We start from the raw sequence: 15,476 nt of genomic DNA on the forward strand, positions 1-15,476 counted from the left end.
GTACTGACTTGCACGACTGACTTGTAGGAGAGGACCGATTTCCATGGCCGATGCCACCACCGGCAAGGTGACGTTCGTCGGTGCCGGCCCCGGCGCCGCCGATCTGCTGACGTTCCGTGCCGCGCGCGCCATCGCCGAGGCCGACGTGGTGATCTGGGCCGCGAGCCTGGTGCAGGCGGAGGTCCTCCAGCATGCGCGCGAGGACGCGGAGATCCTCGACTCGGCGACGATGTCGCTGGAGGACGTCGTCGCCGGGTACGAGCGGGCGCACCGGGAGGGCCTGAGGGTCGCCCGTATCCACTCCGGTGATCCCGCCCTGTGGGGCGGCACGCAGGAGCAGGTGGACCGGTGCCGGGCGATCGGCATCGCAACCGAGATCGTGCCCGGTGTCTCGTCCTTCTCCGCCGTCGCCGCGCTCGCGCAGCGCGAGCTGACCGTTCCCGAGGTCGCGCAGTCCGTCGTGCTCACCCGGCTGGGCGGCGGCAAGACGCCGATGCCGCCCGGCGAGGAAGTCCGCGAGTTCGCCAGGCACGGCACGACCATGGCGATCTTCCTGTCGGCGGCCCGCAGCGGGCAGCTGGTGCGGGAGTTGCTGGAGGGCGGCTATCCGACGACCACGCCGGTCGTGGTGGCCTACCAGGCGACCTGGCCCGAGGAGCTGGTCGTGAAGTGCACGATCGGCACGCTGGAGGAGACGGTCAAGGAGCACAAGCTCTGGAAGCACACCCTGTTCCTGGTCGGCCCGGCCCTCGACGCGCACGGCACGCGCTCGCACCTGTATCACCCCGGTCACTTCCACGGCTACCGCAAGGCCGACCGGGAGGCCCGCAGGGCCCTGCGCGAACGGGGTGCCAGCACGTGATCACCGTCATCGGGATGGGGACCGGTCGGTCGCCGGAAGACCTGGACGTTCTCGCCGGCGCGGAGCTCGTCGTCGGCGGGCGGCGGCATCTGGATGCCGTACGGCTGTCCGACGGGGCGGAGCGGGTCGTGCTGGGATCGCTGGCGCCCGCGCTCGACACCGTCGAGGAGTACGTCGCCAAGGACCGGCCGGTCGTCGTGCTGGCGTCCGGGGACCCGGGGTTCTTCGGGATCGTGCGAGTGCTGGCCGAGCGGTTCGGGCCGGAGCGGCTGGACGTGCGGCCCGGGGTGTCGTCGGTCGCCGCCGCCTGCGCGCGGATCGGGGTGCCCTGGGACGACGCCGTGGTGGTCAGCGCGCACGGGCGGGACCTGCGGACGGCCGTCAACGTCTGCCGCGCCCATCCCAAGGTGGCCGTGCTGACCGGGCCGGGGGCCGGTGCGGCGGAGCTGGGTGCCGCGCTGGAGCGCCACTGTCCCGGCCGGGTCCTCGTCGTCGCGTCGGCGCTCGGCTCCGGGGCGGAGCGCGTCGAGCGGGTCACGCCCGGCGAGGCGGCGGCGCGGGACTGGGGTACGGCGGTCAGTGTCGTCCTGTGCCTGGACGAGTCGCGCGCGGTCGGCCTCGTACGGGCGATCGCGGGACTGCCGGACAGGCCCGTCGGATGGGCCCTGGACGAGGGCGAGTTCGCCCACCGCGACTCGATGATCACCAAGTTCGAGGTGCGGGCGCTGGCCCTGGCCCGGCTCGGTCCGCACCCCGGCGACCTGGTGTGGGATGTCGGGGCGGGCTCCGGTTCGGTGGCCGTGGAGTGCGCGCGGCTCGGCGCCGCCGTGAGCGCCGTGGAGAAGGCGCCGGACGGGGTCGAGCGGATCCGCGCCAACGCCGCCGCGCACGGTGTCGACGTGCATGTGGTGCAGGGGGCGGCGCCCGACGCCCTGTCCGGACTCGACGATCCGGACGCGGTGTTCGTGGGGGGCGGGGGGCGTGAGCTGCCCGCCATCGTGACCGCGTGTGCGCGCCGGGCTCGGCGGACCGTGGTCGTGGCCATGGCCGCGCTGGACCGGGTGCCGGCCGCGCGCGAGGCGCTCATGGGCGCCGGGTTCGACTGCGACGGCGTGCTGGTGCAGTCGTCGCGGCTCGCGCCGCTGCCGGGGGACGTGACCCGGCTCGCGGCGGCCAATCCCGTTTTCCTGCTGTGGGGCACGAGGCCTCAAGCCTGTCGTGAAGGAGTTGCCCAGTGATCGGCCTCATTTCCGCCACCGCGGCGGGAGCGGCGGCGCGGGACCGGCTGGCCGCGGTGTGGCCGGACCGCGCGCGCGTGTACGACGGCCCCGTCGCGGACGCCGTACGGGCCGCGTTCGCCGAGTGCGAGCAGCTCGTGTGCTTCCTGGCGACAGGGGCCGTGGTGCGGCTGGTGGCGCCGCTGCTGGGCGACAAGGCGGCCGACCCGGGTGTGGTGTGCGTCGACGAGGGCGGGCGGTACGCCGTGTCGCTGGTCGGCGGGCACGGCGGCGGGGCGAACGAACTCGCCCGTGAGGTCGGGGATGTGCTGGGCGCCGAGCCGGTGGTGACGACGGCGACCGACTCCGTTGGCCTGCCCGGTCTGGACACGCTCGGCCTTCCCGTGGAGGGCGATGTCGCCGGGGTCTCGCGGGCGCTGCTCGACGGGGAGCCGGTGGCGCTGCGCGCCGAGGTGTCCTGGCCGCTGCCGCCGCTGCGAGCCGGAGCGGAGGGGTCGTACACCATCCGTGTGACGGACCGGCTCGTCGAGCCCGCCCAGCGGGAGGTCGTGCTGCGGCCACCGACCCTGGTCGTGGGGGTCGGCGCCGCCAAGGGCGCGCCCGTCGACGAAGTGCTCGGGTTGGTCGGGGACGCTCTGCGGGATGCCGGACTGTCCGTGAAGTCGGTCGCCGAACTCGCCACCGTCGACGCCAAGGCCGGGGAACCCGGCATCGTGGAGGCGGCCCGGCGGCTCGGCGTGCCCCTGCGGACCCACCCCGCCGAACAGCTCTCCGGCGTGGACGTGCCCAACCCCTCCGAAGCCCCGCTCGCCGCCGTCGGCACCCCCTCCGTCGCCGAGGCCTCCGCGCTCGTACGCGGCGGTGAACTTCTCGTCCCCAAGCGGAAGTCAGACGCTTCCCCCGCCATGGCCACCTGCGCGGTCGTACGGCGTCCGAGACGCGGGCGGCTCGCCGTGGTCGGGCTCGGTCCCGGCGCCCGGGACCTCCTCACGCCGCGCGCGAAGGCGGAGCTGCGGCGGGCCTCCGTGCTCGTCGGCCTCGATCAGTACGTCGACCAGATCCGCGACCTGCTGCGGCCCGGCACCCGGATCCTGGAGTCAGGGCTGGGGGCGGAGGAGGAGCGGGCGCGGACGGCGGTCGAGGAGGCCCGGCGCGGGCAGGCGGTGGCGCTGATCGGCAGCGGGGACGCGGGCGTGTACGCCATGGCCTCCCCCGCGCTCGCCGGGGCCTCCGACGACATCGACGTGGTCGGCGTGCCGGGCGTGACGGCGGCGCTCGCGGCCGGGGCGATCCTGGGGGCGCCGCTGGGCCATGACCACGTGTCGGTCAGCCTGTCCGACCTGCACACGCCGTGGGAGGTCATCGAGCGGCGGGTGCGGGCGGCGGCCGAGGCCGACCTCGTCGTGACGTTCTACAACCCGCGCAGCCGGGGCCGCGACTGGCAGCTGCCCAAGGCGCTCGCGATCCTCGCCGGGCACCGCGAACCGACCACGCCGGTCGGTGTCGTACGCAACGCCTCGCGGCCGGACGAGGCGAGCCGGCTGACGACCCTGGCCGCGCTCGACCCGGCGACCGTCGACATGATGACGGTCGTGACCGTGGGCAACACGGCCACCCGCGAGATCGCGGGGCGCATGGTGACGCCGCGCGGCTACCGCTGGCAGCAGGACCCGCAGGAGGAGGCCCAGTGAACCGTGTCGTCCACCCGATCGAGCAGGAGTCCTTCCGCAGGCTGCGCGCCCGCCTCGACACCTCGCGCTTCCCGCCGCTGACCAGGGCGGTCGTGGAGCGGGTCATCCACTCGTCCGCGGATCTGTCGTACGCCGACGACCTCGTCATGGACGAGGGCGAGCTGGCGAAGGCGCACGCCGCGCTGCACGCCGGGGCGCCCGTGGTCGTGGACGTGGAGATGGTGGCCGCCGGGATCACCCGGCGCGAGACCGTCTGCCGTCTGAAGGACGCCGAGTCCGGTCCCGGTCTGACGCGGTCGGCGCACGCGATGCGGCTGGCGTACGCGGAGGCCGGGCCCGGCGCGCTGTGGGTGATCGGCTGTGCGCCGACCGCCCTGGAGGAGCTGCTGACCCTGGACGCGGCGCCGGCGCTCGTCATCGGTCTGCCCGTCGGTTTCGTCGGGGCGGCCGAGTCCAAGGCCGCGCTGCGCGAGAGCGGGCTGCCCGCCGTGAGCAACGTGTCCGAGAAGGGCGGTTCCGCGGTCGCCGCCGCAGCGCTCAACGCCCTGCTGTACCACCCGGCTTCAACCGAGAAGGACACTTGGACCGAGCAGAACGCTTCGACCGAGAAGAACACGTCGACCGAGGAGAATCTGTGACCACCCCGCCCGCCCTGCTCATCGCCGGACACGGCACCCGCGACGACGCCGGAGCCGAGGCGTTCCGTGACTTCGTGCGGGAGCTGGGGCGCCGCCGCCCCGACCTGCCCGTCGCGGGCGGTTTCATCGAGCTGTCCCCGCCGCCGCTGGGTGATGCGGTCACCGAGCTGGTGGAGCAGGGGGTGCGCCGGTTCGCCGCCGTTCCGCTGATGCTGGTGTCCGCCGGCCACGCCAAGGGGGACATCCCGGCGGCCCTGGCCCGCGAGAAGGAACGGCACCCCGGCATCTCGTACAGCTACGGCCGTCCGCTGGGCCCGCATCCGGCGCTGCTGCGCGTGCTGGAGCGGCGCCTGGACGAGGCGCTGGGCTCCGCCGGGCGCACGCCGGGTGACCGCTCCGACGTGACCGTGCTGCTGGTGGGGCGCGGGTCGACGGACCCGGACGCCAACGCCGAGGTGTTCAAGGCGGCGCGGCTGCTGTGGGAGGGACGCGGTTACGCGGGCGTGGAGACGGCGTTCGTGTCGCTGGCGGCGCCGGACGTGCCCAGCGGCCTCGACCGGTGCGCGCGGCTGGGGGCGCGGCGGATCGTCGTGCTGCCGTACTTCCTGTTCACCGGGATCCTGCCGGACCGGGTGCGGCTGCAGACGGAGGGCTGGGCCGAGGCGCACCCGGAGGTCGAGGTGCGGTCGGCGGACGTGATCGGTCCGGAGCCGGAGCTGCTGGACCTGGTGATGGAGCGGTACGCGGAGGCCGTCGAGGGCGATCTGCGGATGAACTGCGACTCGTGCGTGTACCGGATCGCGCTGCCGGGCTTCGAGGACAAGGTGGGGCTGCCGCAGCAGCCGCACTTCCACCCCGACGACGACGGCCAGCACCATCACCACGGGAGCCACCACCACGGAGGGCACGCACACTCCCATGTGCACTGACTCCAAGGGCGGGCACGACCTGCGGCACCACGGGGACGCGGAGGTCCGGGACGACGGGTCGGCGCTGGTCGACCTGGCCGTGAACGTCCGCGCCGGCACCCCTCCGGCCTGGCTGCGCGAGGTCGTCGCCGGGTCGCTGGCCGGGCTCGCCGCCTACCCGGACGGGCGCGCCGCGCGGGCGGCGGTGGCGGCGCGGCACGGGCTGCCCGTGGAGCGGGTGCTGCTGACGGCGGGCGCGGCGGAGGCGTTCGTGCTGCTGGCCCGCGCCCTGGAGGTGCGCCGGCCGGTCATCGTGCACCCGCAGTTCACGGAGCCGGAGGCGGCGCTGCGGGACGCGGGGCACACCGTGGACCGGGGGCTGCTGCGCGCGGCGGACGGCTTCCGGCTGGACCCGGCGGCCGTCCCCGAGGATGCCGACCTGGTGGTGATCGGCAATCCGACGAACCCCACGTCGGTCCTGCACCCGGCCGCCGCCGTCGCACGACTCGCCCGCCCCGGACGGACGCTGGTCGTGGACGAGGCGTTCATGGACGCGGTACCGGGCGAGCGCGAGGCGCTGGCCGGGCGCACGGACGTGCCGGGCCTGGTGGTGCTGCGCAGCCTGACCAAGACGTGGGGCCTGGCCGGGCTGCGCGTCGGCTATGTGCTGGCGGCCCCGGAGACGATCGCGGCCCTGGAGCGGGCCCAGCCGCTGTGGCCGGTGTCCACGCCCGCGCTCGCCGCCGCCGAGGCGTGCATGGCGCCGCGGGCCCTGGCGGAGGCGGCCCACGCGGCGCACCGCATCGCCGCCGACCGGTCCCATCTCGTCGCCGGGCTCAAGGAGTTCGGCCCGCACGGCCTGCGGGTCATGGAGCCCGCCGAGGGCCCCTTCGTCCTCCTCCGCGTGCCGCACGCCGCCGCCGTACGACAGCACCTGCGCGGACTCGGGTTCGCGGTCCGGCGCGGCGACACGTTCCCCGGCCTGGACGAGGAGTGGCTGCGTCTCGCGGTACGGGACCGGCCCACGGTCAACTCCTTCCTCCAGGCACTGGACCGGGCGCTGGCTCTGGCCCACCGCTGAACGGCGGCACCCGCTCCAGGGTGCCGTCCGGGAAGCGGATCTCCACGGTGCCGTCGCCCGCGACCGTCGCGCTCGCCCCCGCACCCGGGTCCCCGCACACGCCCGGGTCGGCGCTGAGCACCACCAGTGTGACCAACAGCCCAGCGGCTTGGCCGAGTTCGAGGTACGGCGTGGCCGAGTGGTGGCCGACGGCGTTTACCCCGACGGCGTGCGCGACCGCACCCCCGGCATCGCTCCAGCCGTACAGGCCGACGACGGCACTGGTGAGACCGTCGGCACGGCGGACCACGGCCCGCCCGGGGCCGGTCCGGGCAGCGGGGGACGCGCCGTCGTCGGCCACGGCCCAGCCGCCCTCCCGCACGGACGCACCGCCGGCCGCGTCGAGGCGGTGCACCCGCACCTCCCACGGGCCGCGCACCACACTCACCGTCGCGATCCGCGCCCCCTCCTGCCAGGAGGCCGCAGAGCGCCCCTCGACGCCCAGGGGGTGGATACGGCCGCGCGGAGTCGGCGTGCCGTCGGGGCCGAGCAGCGCGATGTGGTTGTCGGGACCGGGCGTCTCGGGTGCCGTGGCGCTGGAGTACGCGAGCCGCGCGTAGTGCGGACTGTCTTCGGCGGTCGCGGGCGGCGGCGGAAGCCGGTCACTGCCGTGATTGACGAGCCGTACGATCCCGTCGGCGGCCGTGGAGTGCAGCAGCCACCCCGGCGCGGGCAACGGCAGGCACACATCGGCCGTGTCGACGGGACCGGGCTCCTCGGGCGCCGTCCACACCGGATGATCGGTGGGCAGCAGCAGCCCCAGGAACGCCTTGCTCGCCCAGTACGGCGACGCGGGTCCCGAATAGCGCTGGGTGACCGGGAGAAAGGGCCGGTACCAGCCGAGGCTGAGCAGCCCCCGCTCGTCGGGCGCGCCCCGCTCGGCGAAGTGCTTCAGGGCGCCGGAGGCCAGGCGCCGGGTGCGGCCCGGCGGCAGCGGGGTGGCGTCGGCGAGGGCACCCGCCCACAGCGGCGCGGTGGTCGCGAACCGGTAGGTGAGGGACCGGCCCTGATGCACAGGCGCACCGTCGGCACCGAAGAAGTGCTGGTACTGGCCGAGGAACTCCCGCAGCCGGGCGCGGTGCCGCGCCACGGTCTCCGGCCGCGCGCGCTCCCCCGCGACACGCGCCCACAGGGCCGGGTACAGGTGCAGCGCCCAGGCGTTGTAGTAGTCGAACTTCCGCCCGTCACCGTCGGTGTACCAGCCCCCGCCCCGGTACCAGTCGTCCAGGCGCGCGAGCCCGCCATCGATCTCGGCCCGGCTGTACGCGGCGCCCACGGAGGCGAGGAACTCCTCCGTGATGACCTGGAACAACCGCCAGTTGGAGTCATTGACGCCCGCACCGACAAACCCACCGAGATAGTCGACGACCTGCCCGCGCACCCGGTCATCGAGCCGGTCCCACAACCACGCCCGGGACTCGTGCAACGCAATCGCCAGGGACGCCGCCTCCACCATCGGCTGGGCCCGGTCGGCAATGGGCGGCCACCGCTCGTCCCCGTACGGATCGGTACCGGCATCGAGCCCCGCCGCGTACCGCTCGATCAACGCGGGGCCGACACGACCGCCCGCCCCCGCGATACGAAAGGCGGCCAGCAGAAAGGACCGCGCAAACCCCTCCAGCCCATCGGACCAGGGCCCTGAGTGGCTGGGCGGCCCGGGCAGCCGGTACTGCGCGAAGCCCGGGGAGGCATACGGCAACAGCCCGTCGAGAAGCCGGTCGGCCATCGCTTCCCAGTGGGTGCGGGTCCACCCGGTGATCGGCGAGAGGAGGTTGTCGAGACCGGGAAGGTGCGTCGGGTCGTCGGGAAGCGACACATACGGCGCGGCCATGCGGGACTAGGTCCTCCTTTGAAGTCGGCGATGCGAGAAGCGCCTCTGATAGGAGCGCGGGGCTGTATCGATATGCGGCTCCGCCGCGTGGGCGCGACCAGCCACAACGCACCCGCACTCTCACGACGGCGGCGCCACACTACGGCGCACAACAATGTGCGTCCCGAGCAGATGATGACTACCGCCCGCATGCTCGGGATGCCGCAAGGCGATCCGCACAGCCGCCCGCCCAAGCTCCTCCGCAGGAGTCCGCACAGTGGTCAACGGCGGATTGAAGTCCTCAGCCAGCGGAATGTCGTTGTACCCGACAACGGAAACGTCCTCAGGCACCCGCAGCCCAGCGTCGGCAATAGCGCGCAACGCCCCCGCGGCCACCATGTCGTCTCCGGCAAAAACCGCAGTGAACTCCCGTGTCTCCTTCAGAATTTCAGCCATCGCCCGCACCCCGGCCGCCCGCCCCAGCCCACAGTCGACAACCCGCGCAGCCGCCGCCGGCAACCCATGCTCGGCAAGCGCGGCCCGATACCCCGCAACCCGCGCATCGAGCGCGGTGTTACCCGGCAGCGCCCCGAGAAACACGATCCTGCGGTGCCCCGCAGACAACAGATGCGCGGTGATCGCCCGAGCCCCCGCCTCGTTGTCGAACTCGACCACCAGCGCCGGAATATCCGGATCCGGCGCAGGCCGTCCGCACAGCACCAGCCGCGCCCCGGACGCATCCAGCGCCTGCGCATAGTGCGCCACGCGCGAGCGATACGCATCGTCCTCGACGACCCCGCCGACCAGGATCACCAGCCGCGCCCCCTCCTCCCGCATCAACTGCACGAACTCCATCTCCCGCTGCGGATCCCCGCCGGTCGCACCGACCACGCACAGCCAGCCCCGGTCGGCGGCCTCCGCCTCGACGCCCTCGGCGACCTGGGCGTAGAAGGGACTGGTGACCTGCCGCACGACGACAGCGGCCATCTTGCGGCCACCCCCCACAAGCGCCCGCGCATGCGCGTTGGCGACGTAGTCGAGCTCACGCGCGGCACGCAGGACGCGAGTCCGGGTGGCGGCGGGCACCGGATGGTTGCCGCTGAGCGCACGCGACGCCGTGGCCATCGACACGCCCGCCCGCTCGGCGACCTCGCGGATCGTGACCCGCCGCTTGGACCCCGTGTCCGTCATGTCGTTCCCCATCCCCCGCGTCTCCTGTTCCACCAGCGGCGCGTCACGTGTTGGCCGCGTGGTCCTTCGCGAACTCCTCGGCCATTCTGTCGCCGCCGCGGGACCGCCACTTCTTCACCGTCGCGTCCCATTCGGACAGCGGCAGACGCCCGGCGATGATCCCGGTCGCGGTGTCGTCGAGGAGCGCCTTGAGGGTGGTGCCCTGGGCGTTCTTCGTACGGGACTGCAGGCCGAAGGAGGCGTCACGGATGGCGTGCGGGACGACCTTCTGCTGCCAGGCGTGCAGGGCCCGTACGGCATCCGGCTTGCCCGGCACGAACAGCACCTGGGGGCCTTCGGCGAGGTACTTCAGCGGCAGGTTGGTGTTGTTCTCCACCTCGCCCAGTTTGGTGGGCTCCGGGGAGCCGTCCTTGGCGCGGGTGAAGTGGGTGCCCTCGACGCCGTAGTGGACGAGTTCCCACTCCTGGCTGCCGAAGGGGGCGGCGAGGTAGTCGAGGATCCTCAGCAGCAGCTCGATGCGTTCCTTCTTCGCCTTCTTCAGCACCGTGTAGCCGAAGGAGCGGCGGGCCGCGACGATGCCGCCCGGTTCACCGCCGACGCTGTACGGGAGCGCCGCGGCCGGGGTCATCCCCTCCGGGGCCTCCAGGTGCTTGGGCAGGTAGGCGCCGAAGCCGTCCTGCATGGAGCCGACGGTGCCGTTGTAGTAGAGGGTGGTCAGGTCGATCTGGGAGATGGACGTGGCGTCGGGGTGGTAGCAGCCGTCCTTGCGCAGCCGCGCCTGGAAGGCGATCGCCGCCTTGGCGCGCGCGTCGGCCCAGCCCGGCTCGAACGTGCCGTCCTTGGTGACGGCCCAGCCCTGCGGCGCGTTGTGCGCGGCGCCGTGCACGGCGTTGCCGAAGAGCGAGTTGGCGGCGGCCCCGAGGGCGTACGTACGGCCGCTGGTGGCCCGCTTGGCGACGGCCGCGAAGTCGTCGGAGGTCCAGCCCTCCTTCATCCCGGCGTCGGTGAACATGCCCTGGTTGAGCCAGAGGGTGGAGCCGGGCAGCGGGCGCTCCAGGGGGATGCCGTAGATGCGGCCGCCGATGCGGCCCATGTCGCGCCAGGCGTGGGTGGGGATGTTCGCGAGGTTGGGGTAGTCGGCGATCGCGTCGCCGGAGAGGAAGGGGGTGAGGTCCTCGGCGCGGCGCTGCACGAACTCGGGCTCGCGGGGCAGTACGAAGCCGGTGAAGATGTTGATGATGTCGGGCAGGGTGTCGGCGTCGCCGGCCATGACCGTGGCCATCTTCTTCTGGTAGTCGGCCTGGGAGATGATCGTGTACTCGATCTTCACGCCGAGGGCCTTCTCCACGGCCGCCCAGAACCGGTTGGCGGAGGCGGGCTTGGGCGGGGTGCCGAACGACACCGACATGACCTTGACGGTGGAGCCGTCGCCGGGGGTGCGGGCGACGGACTTGACCAGGTCAAAGGGGTAGGAGGTGTAGCCGGGCTGGACGCCGGCCTGGGTGGGGGCGAGGTCGGGCTGCGGGCCCTTCGCCGGGCGATAGGCGGGCCAGGGGGCGAGCTTCTTGCCCGCGTTGGAGACGTCGCTGTCGCCGCCGCCGGTGGAGCAGGCGGCCAGCAGACCGGGGACGGAGACGGCGGCGCCACCCGCGGCCATGGAGCGCAGCAGGGTGCGTCGGGACATGCGGGGCATGGGTGACCGACCTTTCGTGGACTGCGGTTTGATGGTGCGTCAGCTCTTGATGGCGCCGGTGAGCACGCCCTTGGTGAAGTACTTCTGCAGGAACGGGTAGACGAGCAGGATCGGCACGGTGGCGAGGACGAGCACCGCCATCTGCACGGTCTGCGGGGCGGTGACGGTGCCCTCGCCGGTGGTGGCGTCGGTGAGCCCGGAACCGGCGATCACATAGGTGCGCAGCACCTGCTGGAGGGGCCAGTGATCGCTCTCCAGGTACAGCGAGGCGTAGAACCAGGAGTTCCAGTACGCCACCGCGTAGAACAGGCCCACGACGGCGAGCGCGGCCTTGGACAGCGGCAGGACGACCGACCACAGCACCCGCCAGTCCCCGGCGCCGTCCAGGCGTGCCGCCTCGTACAGCTCCTCGGGGATGCCCTGGAAGAAGCCGCGCAGGACGACGAGGTTGAAGACGTTCACGACGACCGGGAGCACCAGGGAGGCGTAACTGTCCAGCAGGCCCAGCTCCTTGACCAGCAGGAAGCTCGGGATCATGCCGGGCGGGAAGAGGAAGGTGAACAGGATGAGCAGCAGGACGGGCCTGCCGCCGAAGACGCCGGGGCGGGACAGCGCGTAGGCGAGGGTGACGGTGCAGGCGAGGCTGAGCAGGGTGCCGGCGATCGTGACGCCGGCGCTGACGCCCAGCGCGTGGGTGACGATGCCGCCGTCGAGGATGTCGCGGTAGGAGTCGAGGCTCGGTTCGGTCGGCCACAGCACCCAGCCGCCGCCCGCGACGACCTCCTCGGTGGAGGCCAGCGAGGTCGACACGATGACGAGGAACGGTACGCAGACGAGCAGGACGACGGCGGCCAGCGCGAGGACCTTGGCCGCCTGGGTGAGGGGCTTCGGCTTCTCCATCCAGCCCGGGCGGACGCCGGTGCTCACTTGTAGACCCCCTGTTCGCCGAGGCGGTGCGCGACCTTGTTGGCGGCGTAGACGAGGAGGGCGCCGATGACGCCCTTGAACAGGCCCGCGGCGGCCGCGAATCCGTAGTCGCCGCCGACGACGCCCTGGTAGTAGACGAAGGTGTCGATGATCTCGGCGGCCCCCGGGCCGACCGCGTCGCGCTGGAGCAGCATCTGCTCGAAGCCGACGGAGAGGATGTCGCCGAGCCGCATGATGAGCAGCAGCACGATCACCGGGCGGATGGCGGGCAGGGTGACGTGCCAGAAGCGCCGCCAGGGCCCGGCTCCGTCGATCGCGGCGGCCTCGTACTGCTGCTCGTCGACCTGGGAGAGCGCGGCGAGGAAGATGATCGTGCCCCAGCCGGCGTCCTTCCAGATGACCTGCGCGACGACGAGCGGGCGGAAGGCGTCGGGGTTGCCGATGATGTCGACGGTGTGCAAACCCAGGCCGCTCAGCGAGGAGTTGAGCAGTCCGGTGTCGCCGAGCACCTGCTGGAAGAGGGCGACGACGATCACCCACGAGATGAAGTGCGGCAGATAGGCCACCGACTGCACGAAGCGGCGCACGGTGGACCAGGTGAGGCTGTGCAGCAGCAGGGCGAGGGCGAGCGGGACCGGGAAGTAGAAGACCAGCTGCAGGACGGCGATCCAGACGGTGTTGAGGACCGCGTCCCAGAACGCGCCGTCCTCGAACATCCGCTGGAAGTTGCCGAGGCCGGCCCAGGGGCTGCCCCACAGGCCGTCGAAGGGCACGTACTCCTTGAAGGCGATGACGTTGCCGGCCAACGCGCCGTAGTGGAACACCAGGAAGTAGGCGAGCCCGGGCAGCATCAACAGCAGGAGAGTCCAGCCCTGGAAGCGTTTTCGCCCACGCCGCGCCTGATCTGGCCGGTGGTGCGGCGGATTCACCTCCTCTGTACTTGCCCGTTCCCGTAGTACTGCCGACACGGGTCCCCCTCGCGTCTCGGAGTCGGAGTGAGAGGAAGTTAAAACGCTTTCATTGGAGGGTCAACAGTTCTGGCACAGAAAAGGAGTTGACCCGCGTCGGCGCTGGGGGGCCGGACGCGGGTCAACGGGTGAAAATGCTTGCCTACTGGGCCTGGCCTCGCTTGCGGCGGGCCAGGGCGACCGCTCCCCCGCCCGCCACGAGCAGGGCGACGGCACCGCCCGCGAGGTACGGCGTCATCGCGTTGGCGCCCGTCTCGGCCAGGTCGCCCCCGCCGGAACCGCCCTGCGGGGCGGAGCCGGATCCGGGCTCGGACGGGTCCGACGGGTCGGCCGGTGGCTGTCCGGTTGCCGCCGCCGGTGCCTCGCAGGTGGCCTTCGCCAGCGTGACCGTGCCGTCGACCTGGGCCACGTTGAGCTTCGACGGGTTGACAGAGACGCTGAGTTCGAGGGCGGTGGCGGCCGCCGTGCGCGAGGTGGTCTCGCGCTTGGCCAGGTCGAACCGTACGTCGCCGACGCCGGGGACCTTGACGTCGGCCCGGCCGCCGGCGGTCACCGCGACCTTCTTGCCGAGCACGGTCACCGAGCCCGGCACGTCGGACGTGGCGACCGGCTTCTTCCCGGCCTCGCAGACCGCCTTGGAGGTGACCTTCTCGACCTCGACGAGGGGCAGCAGGGGCAGGCCGGGGACGTGCAGGCGGGCGTGGGCGAGGCGGGTGGTGCCCTCGGCCTTTCCGTCGGTCACCGTCGCCTTCGACTCCGCCACGTCGGCGCGCAGCACGCTGAACGGCTGCCCGCCGTCCACGCCGTCCAGCTTGGCGGTCAGCGCGGTCTTGTGCGCGCTCTGCGGCGCCTGGACCTCGTTGAGGGAGACGGCGAGCGGAACGTTGACGGTCTTGTTGAGCAGGCCCACGTCGAGGCCGGTGCGCAGGACGACGGCGCTCGCGCGGCCGTCGTCCTCGCTCGCGTGCGCGGAGCCCGCGCCGGCCACGGCCGCGGGACCGGCGGCGAGTGCCGTGGCCGTCGCGACGACGGCCCAACGGCGTGCGGGCATATGGAAGTTGATGCCGTTCAAGGGTGGGACCCTTCAGGGGAGACATGCTTGGACCACTTGGGACCCGCAAAGAATCGCGCACCCCGAACACGCCGTCAGCGATCTGACGGGTCTTCACTCCAACATGGTGTTTACGTGAACCTTTTCGAACCCCCGGGCACAGGTGTTCCTCTCCGTCACCCCGTCAACTACCCAACCACGCGCCCGTTCAGCACCACGCGCCGCGGTGCCGTCAGCACGCGTACGTCCGCCCGCGGGTCCGTGTCGTACACCAGGAGGTCCGCCGGTGCGCCCTCGTCCAGGCCGGGCCGGCCGAGCCAGGTCCGGGCCGCCCAGGTGCCCGCCGCGATGGCCTCGACGGGCGGGATCCCGGCGGTGACGAGTTCCGCGACCTCGGCCGCGGCCAGGCCGTGGGCGAGGGAGCCGCCGGCGTCCGTGCCGACGTAGACCGGGATTCCGGCGTCGTAGGCGCCCCGGACGGTGTCGTAGCGGCGCTCGTGGAGCCGGCGCATGTGGGCCGACCAGCGCGGGAACCTGGCCTCGCCGCCGTCGGCGAGCCGGGGGAAGGTGGCGATGTTGACCAGGGTCGGGACGATGGCGACGCCCCGCTCGGCGAACAGCGGGATCGTGTCGTCGGTCAGGCCGGTCGCGTGCTCGACGCAGTCGATGCCCGCCTCGACCAGGTCCCGCAGGGAGTCCTCGGCGAAGCAGTGCGCGGTGACGCGGGCGCCCAGGCGGTGCGCCTCGGCGATGGCCGCCTCGACCGCGCCGCGCGGCCAGCAGGCCGACAGGTCGCCCAGGTCGCGGTCTATCCAGTCGCCGACCAGCTTCACCCAGCCGTCGCCGCGCCGGGCCTCCTGGGCGACGTAGGCGACCAGGTCGTCCGGTTCGATCTCCCAGGCGTAGTTGCGGATGTAGCGGCGGGTGCGGGCGATGTGCCGGCCCGCGCGGATGATCTTCGGCAGGTCGTCGCGGTCGTCGATCCAGCGGGTGTCGGAGGGCGAGCCCGCGTCGCGGATCAGCAGCGTGCCCGCGTCCCGGTCGGTCAGCGCCTGCTTCTCGGCGACTTCGCGGGGCACCGGGCCCTGCGTGTCGAGGCCCACGTGGCAGTGCGCGTCGACGAGGCCGGGCAGGGTCCAGCCCTGGACGGTACGGATGTCGCGGGCGCCGACGGGACGGTCGTACGAGATCCGGCCGTCGACCACCCACAGCTCGTCGCGGACCTCGGCCGGTCCGACGAGGATCCGCCCCTTCACGTGCAGCACCGGCTGACCACTCATGATCTGCACCTTAGACGGTGGGCCAGGGGGGGTGTGCGGGGGTGGTCCAGGCCCGGTTACCGGCAGGCCTCGGCGCGGGCGCGGACCTCGTTCGCGTAG

Annotated in this window: 13 protein-coding genes; 6 read left to right on the forward strand and 7 right to left on the reverse strand. The window is 72.9% G+C overall.

Features of this window, described 5'->3' with window-relative positions:
* Nucleotides 1–43: 43 nt before the first annotated feature.
* From cobM to cobC, 6 genes are read left to right on the forward strand one after another with little or no spacing between them, the layout of a single operon-like run.
* Complete coding sequence (cobM, locus tag H8R17_RS18840; RefSeq protein WP_187824370.1) at nucleotides 44–862, forward strand: precorrin-4 C(11)-methyltransferase; 819 nt, start codon at nucleotides 44–46, stop codon at nucleotides 860–862.
* Nucleotides 859–2,100 carry a precorrin-6y C5,15-methyltransferase (decarboxylating) subunit CbiE gene (gene cbiE, locus H8R17_RS18845; RefSeq protein WP_187824371.1) on the forward strand — a complete coding sequence of 414 codons (1,242 nt, stop codon included), beginning with the start codon at nucleotides 859–861 and terminating at the stop codon, nucleotides 2,098–2,100. The genes cobM and cbiE overlap by 4 nt, the downstream gene beginning before the upstream one ends.
* Nucleotides 2,097–3,791 (forward strand): precorrin-3B C(17)-methyltransferase, encoded by a 1,695-nt coding sequence (cobJ, locus tag H8R17_RS18850; RefSeq protein ID WP_187824372.1) that lies wholly within the window; start codon nucleotides 2,097–2,099, stop codon nucleotides 3,789–3,791. The genes cbiE and cobJ overlap by 4 nt, the downstream gene beginning before the upstream one ends.
* The gene (locus H8R17_RS18855) at nucleotides 3,788–4,429 is read left to right on the forward strand and encodes a precorrin-8X methylmutase (protein WP_316959449.1); all 642 of its coding nucleotides are present in this window, start codon (nucleotides 3,788–3,790) and stop codon (nucleotides 4,427–4,429) included. Before cobJ ends, H8R17_RS18855 begins: the two co-directional genes overlap by 4 nt.
* Complete coding sequence (locus H8R17_RS18860; RefSeq protein ID WP_187824373.1) at nucleotides 4,426–5,358, forward strand: sirohydrochlorin chelatase; 933 nt, start codon at nucleotides 4,426–4,428, stop codon at nucleotides 5,356–5,358. The genes H8R17_RS18855 and H8R17_RS18860 overlap by 4 nt, the downstream gene beginning before the upstream one ends.
* Nucleotides 5,348–6,418 (forward strand): Rv2231c family pyridoxal phosphate-dependent protein CobC, encoded by a 1,071-nt coding sequence (gene cobC / locus H8R17_RS18865; protein ID WP_187824374.1) that lies wholly within the window; start codon nucleotides 5,348–5,350, stop codon nucleotides 6,416–6,418. The genes H8R17_RS18860 and cobC overlap by 11 nt, the downstream gene beginning before the upstream one ends.
* Here the strand turns inward: cobC and H8R17_RS18870 are convergent.
* From H8R17_RS18870 to H8R17_RS18900, 7 genes are all read right to left on the reverse strand, one after another.
* Entirely contained in the window at nucleotides 6,366–8,288 is a 1,923-nt protein-coding gene (locus H8R17_RS18870; RefSeq protein ID WP_187824375.1) for a DUF2264 domain-containing protein, read from the reverse strand. The two genes, cobC and H8R17_RS18870, sit on opposite strands and share 53 nt — an antisense overlap.
* A 120-nt stretch (nucleotides 8,289–8,408) precedes the next feature.
* The gene (locus tag H8R17_RS18875) at nucleotides 8,409–9,470 is read right to left on the reverse strand and encodes a LacI family DNA-binding transcriptional regulator (RefSeq protein ID WP_187824376.1); all 1,062 of its coding nucleotides are present in this window, start codon (nucleotides 9,468–9,470) and stop codon (nucleotides 8,409–8,411) included.
* Between the two features lie 31 nt (nucleotides 9,471–9,501).
* A complete protein-coding gene (locus H8R17_RS18880; RefSeq protein WP_187824377.1) occupies nucleotides 9,502–11,151 on the reverse strand; it encodes an extracellular solute-binding protein in 1,650 nt (549 codons plus the stop codon).
* 39 nt (nucleotides 11,152–11,190) lie between these two features.
* Nucleotides 11,191–12,078: a carbohydrate ABC transporter permease gene (locus tag H8R17_RS18885; RefSeq protein ID WP_187824378.1), complete on the reverse strand. Its 888-nt coding sequence runs from the start codon at nucleotides 12,076–12,078 to the stop codon at nucleotides 11,191–11,193.
* On the reverse strand, nucleotides 12,075–12,929 hold the full coding sequence (locus H8R17_RS18890) for a sugar ABC transporter permease (protein WP_187824379.1): 855 nt from the start codon (nucleotides 12,927–12,929) through the stop codon (nucleotides 12,075–12,077). The genes H8R17_RS18885 and H8R17_RS18890 overlap by 4 nt, the downstream gene beginning before the upstream one ends.
* Before the next feature lie 259 nt (nucleotides 12,930–13,188).
* Nucleotides 13,189–14,118 carry an SCO1860 family LAETG-anchored protein gene (locus H8R17_RS18895; protein ID WP_187824380.1) on the reverse strand — a complete coding sequence of 310 codons (930 nt, stop codon included), beginning with the start codon at nucleotides 14,116–14,118 and terminating at the stop codon, nucleotides 13,189–13,191.
* A 167-nt stretch (nucleotides 14,119–14,285) separates the two neighbouring features.
* Nucleotides 14,286–15,377: an amidohydrolase family protein gene (locus H8R17_RS18900; RefSeq protein WP_187824381.1), complete on the reverse strand. Its 1,092-nt coding sequence runs from the start codon at nucleotides 15,375–15,377 to the stop codon at nucleotides 14,286–14,288.
* Nucleotides 15,378–15,476: the final 99 nt, after the last annotated feature.

The organism is Streptomyces sp. TRM68367 (assembly GCF_014495685.1).
GTDB lineage: Bacteria > Actinomycetota > Actinomycetes > Streptomycetales > Streptomycetaceae > Streptomyces.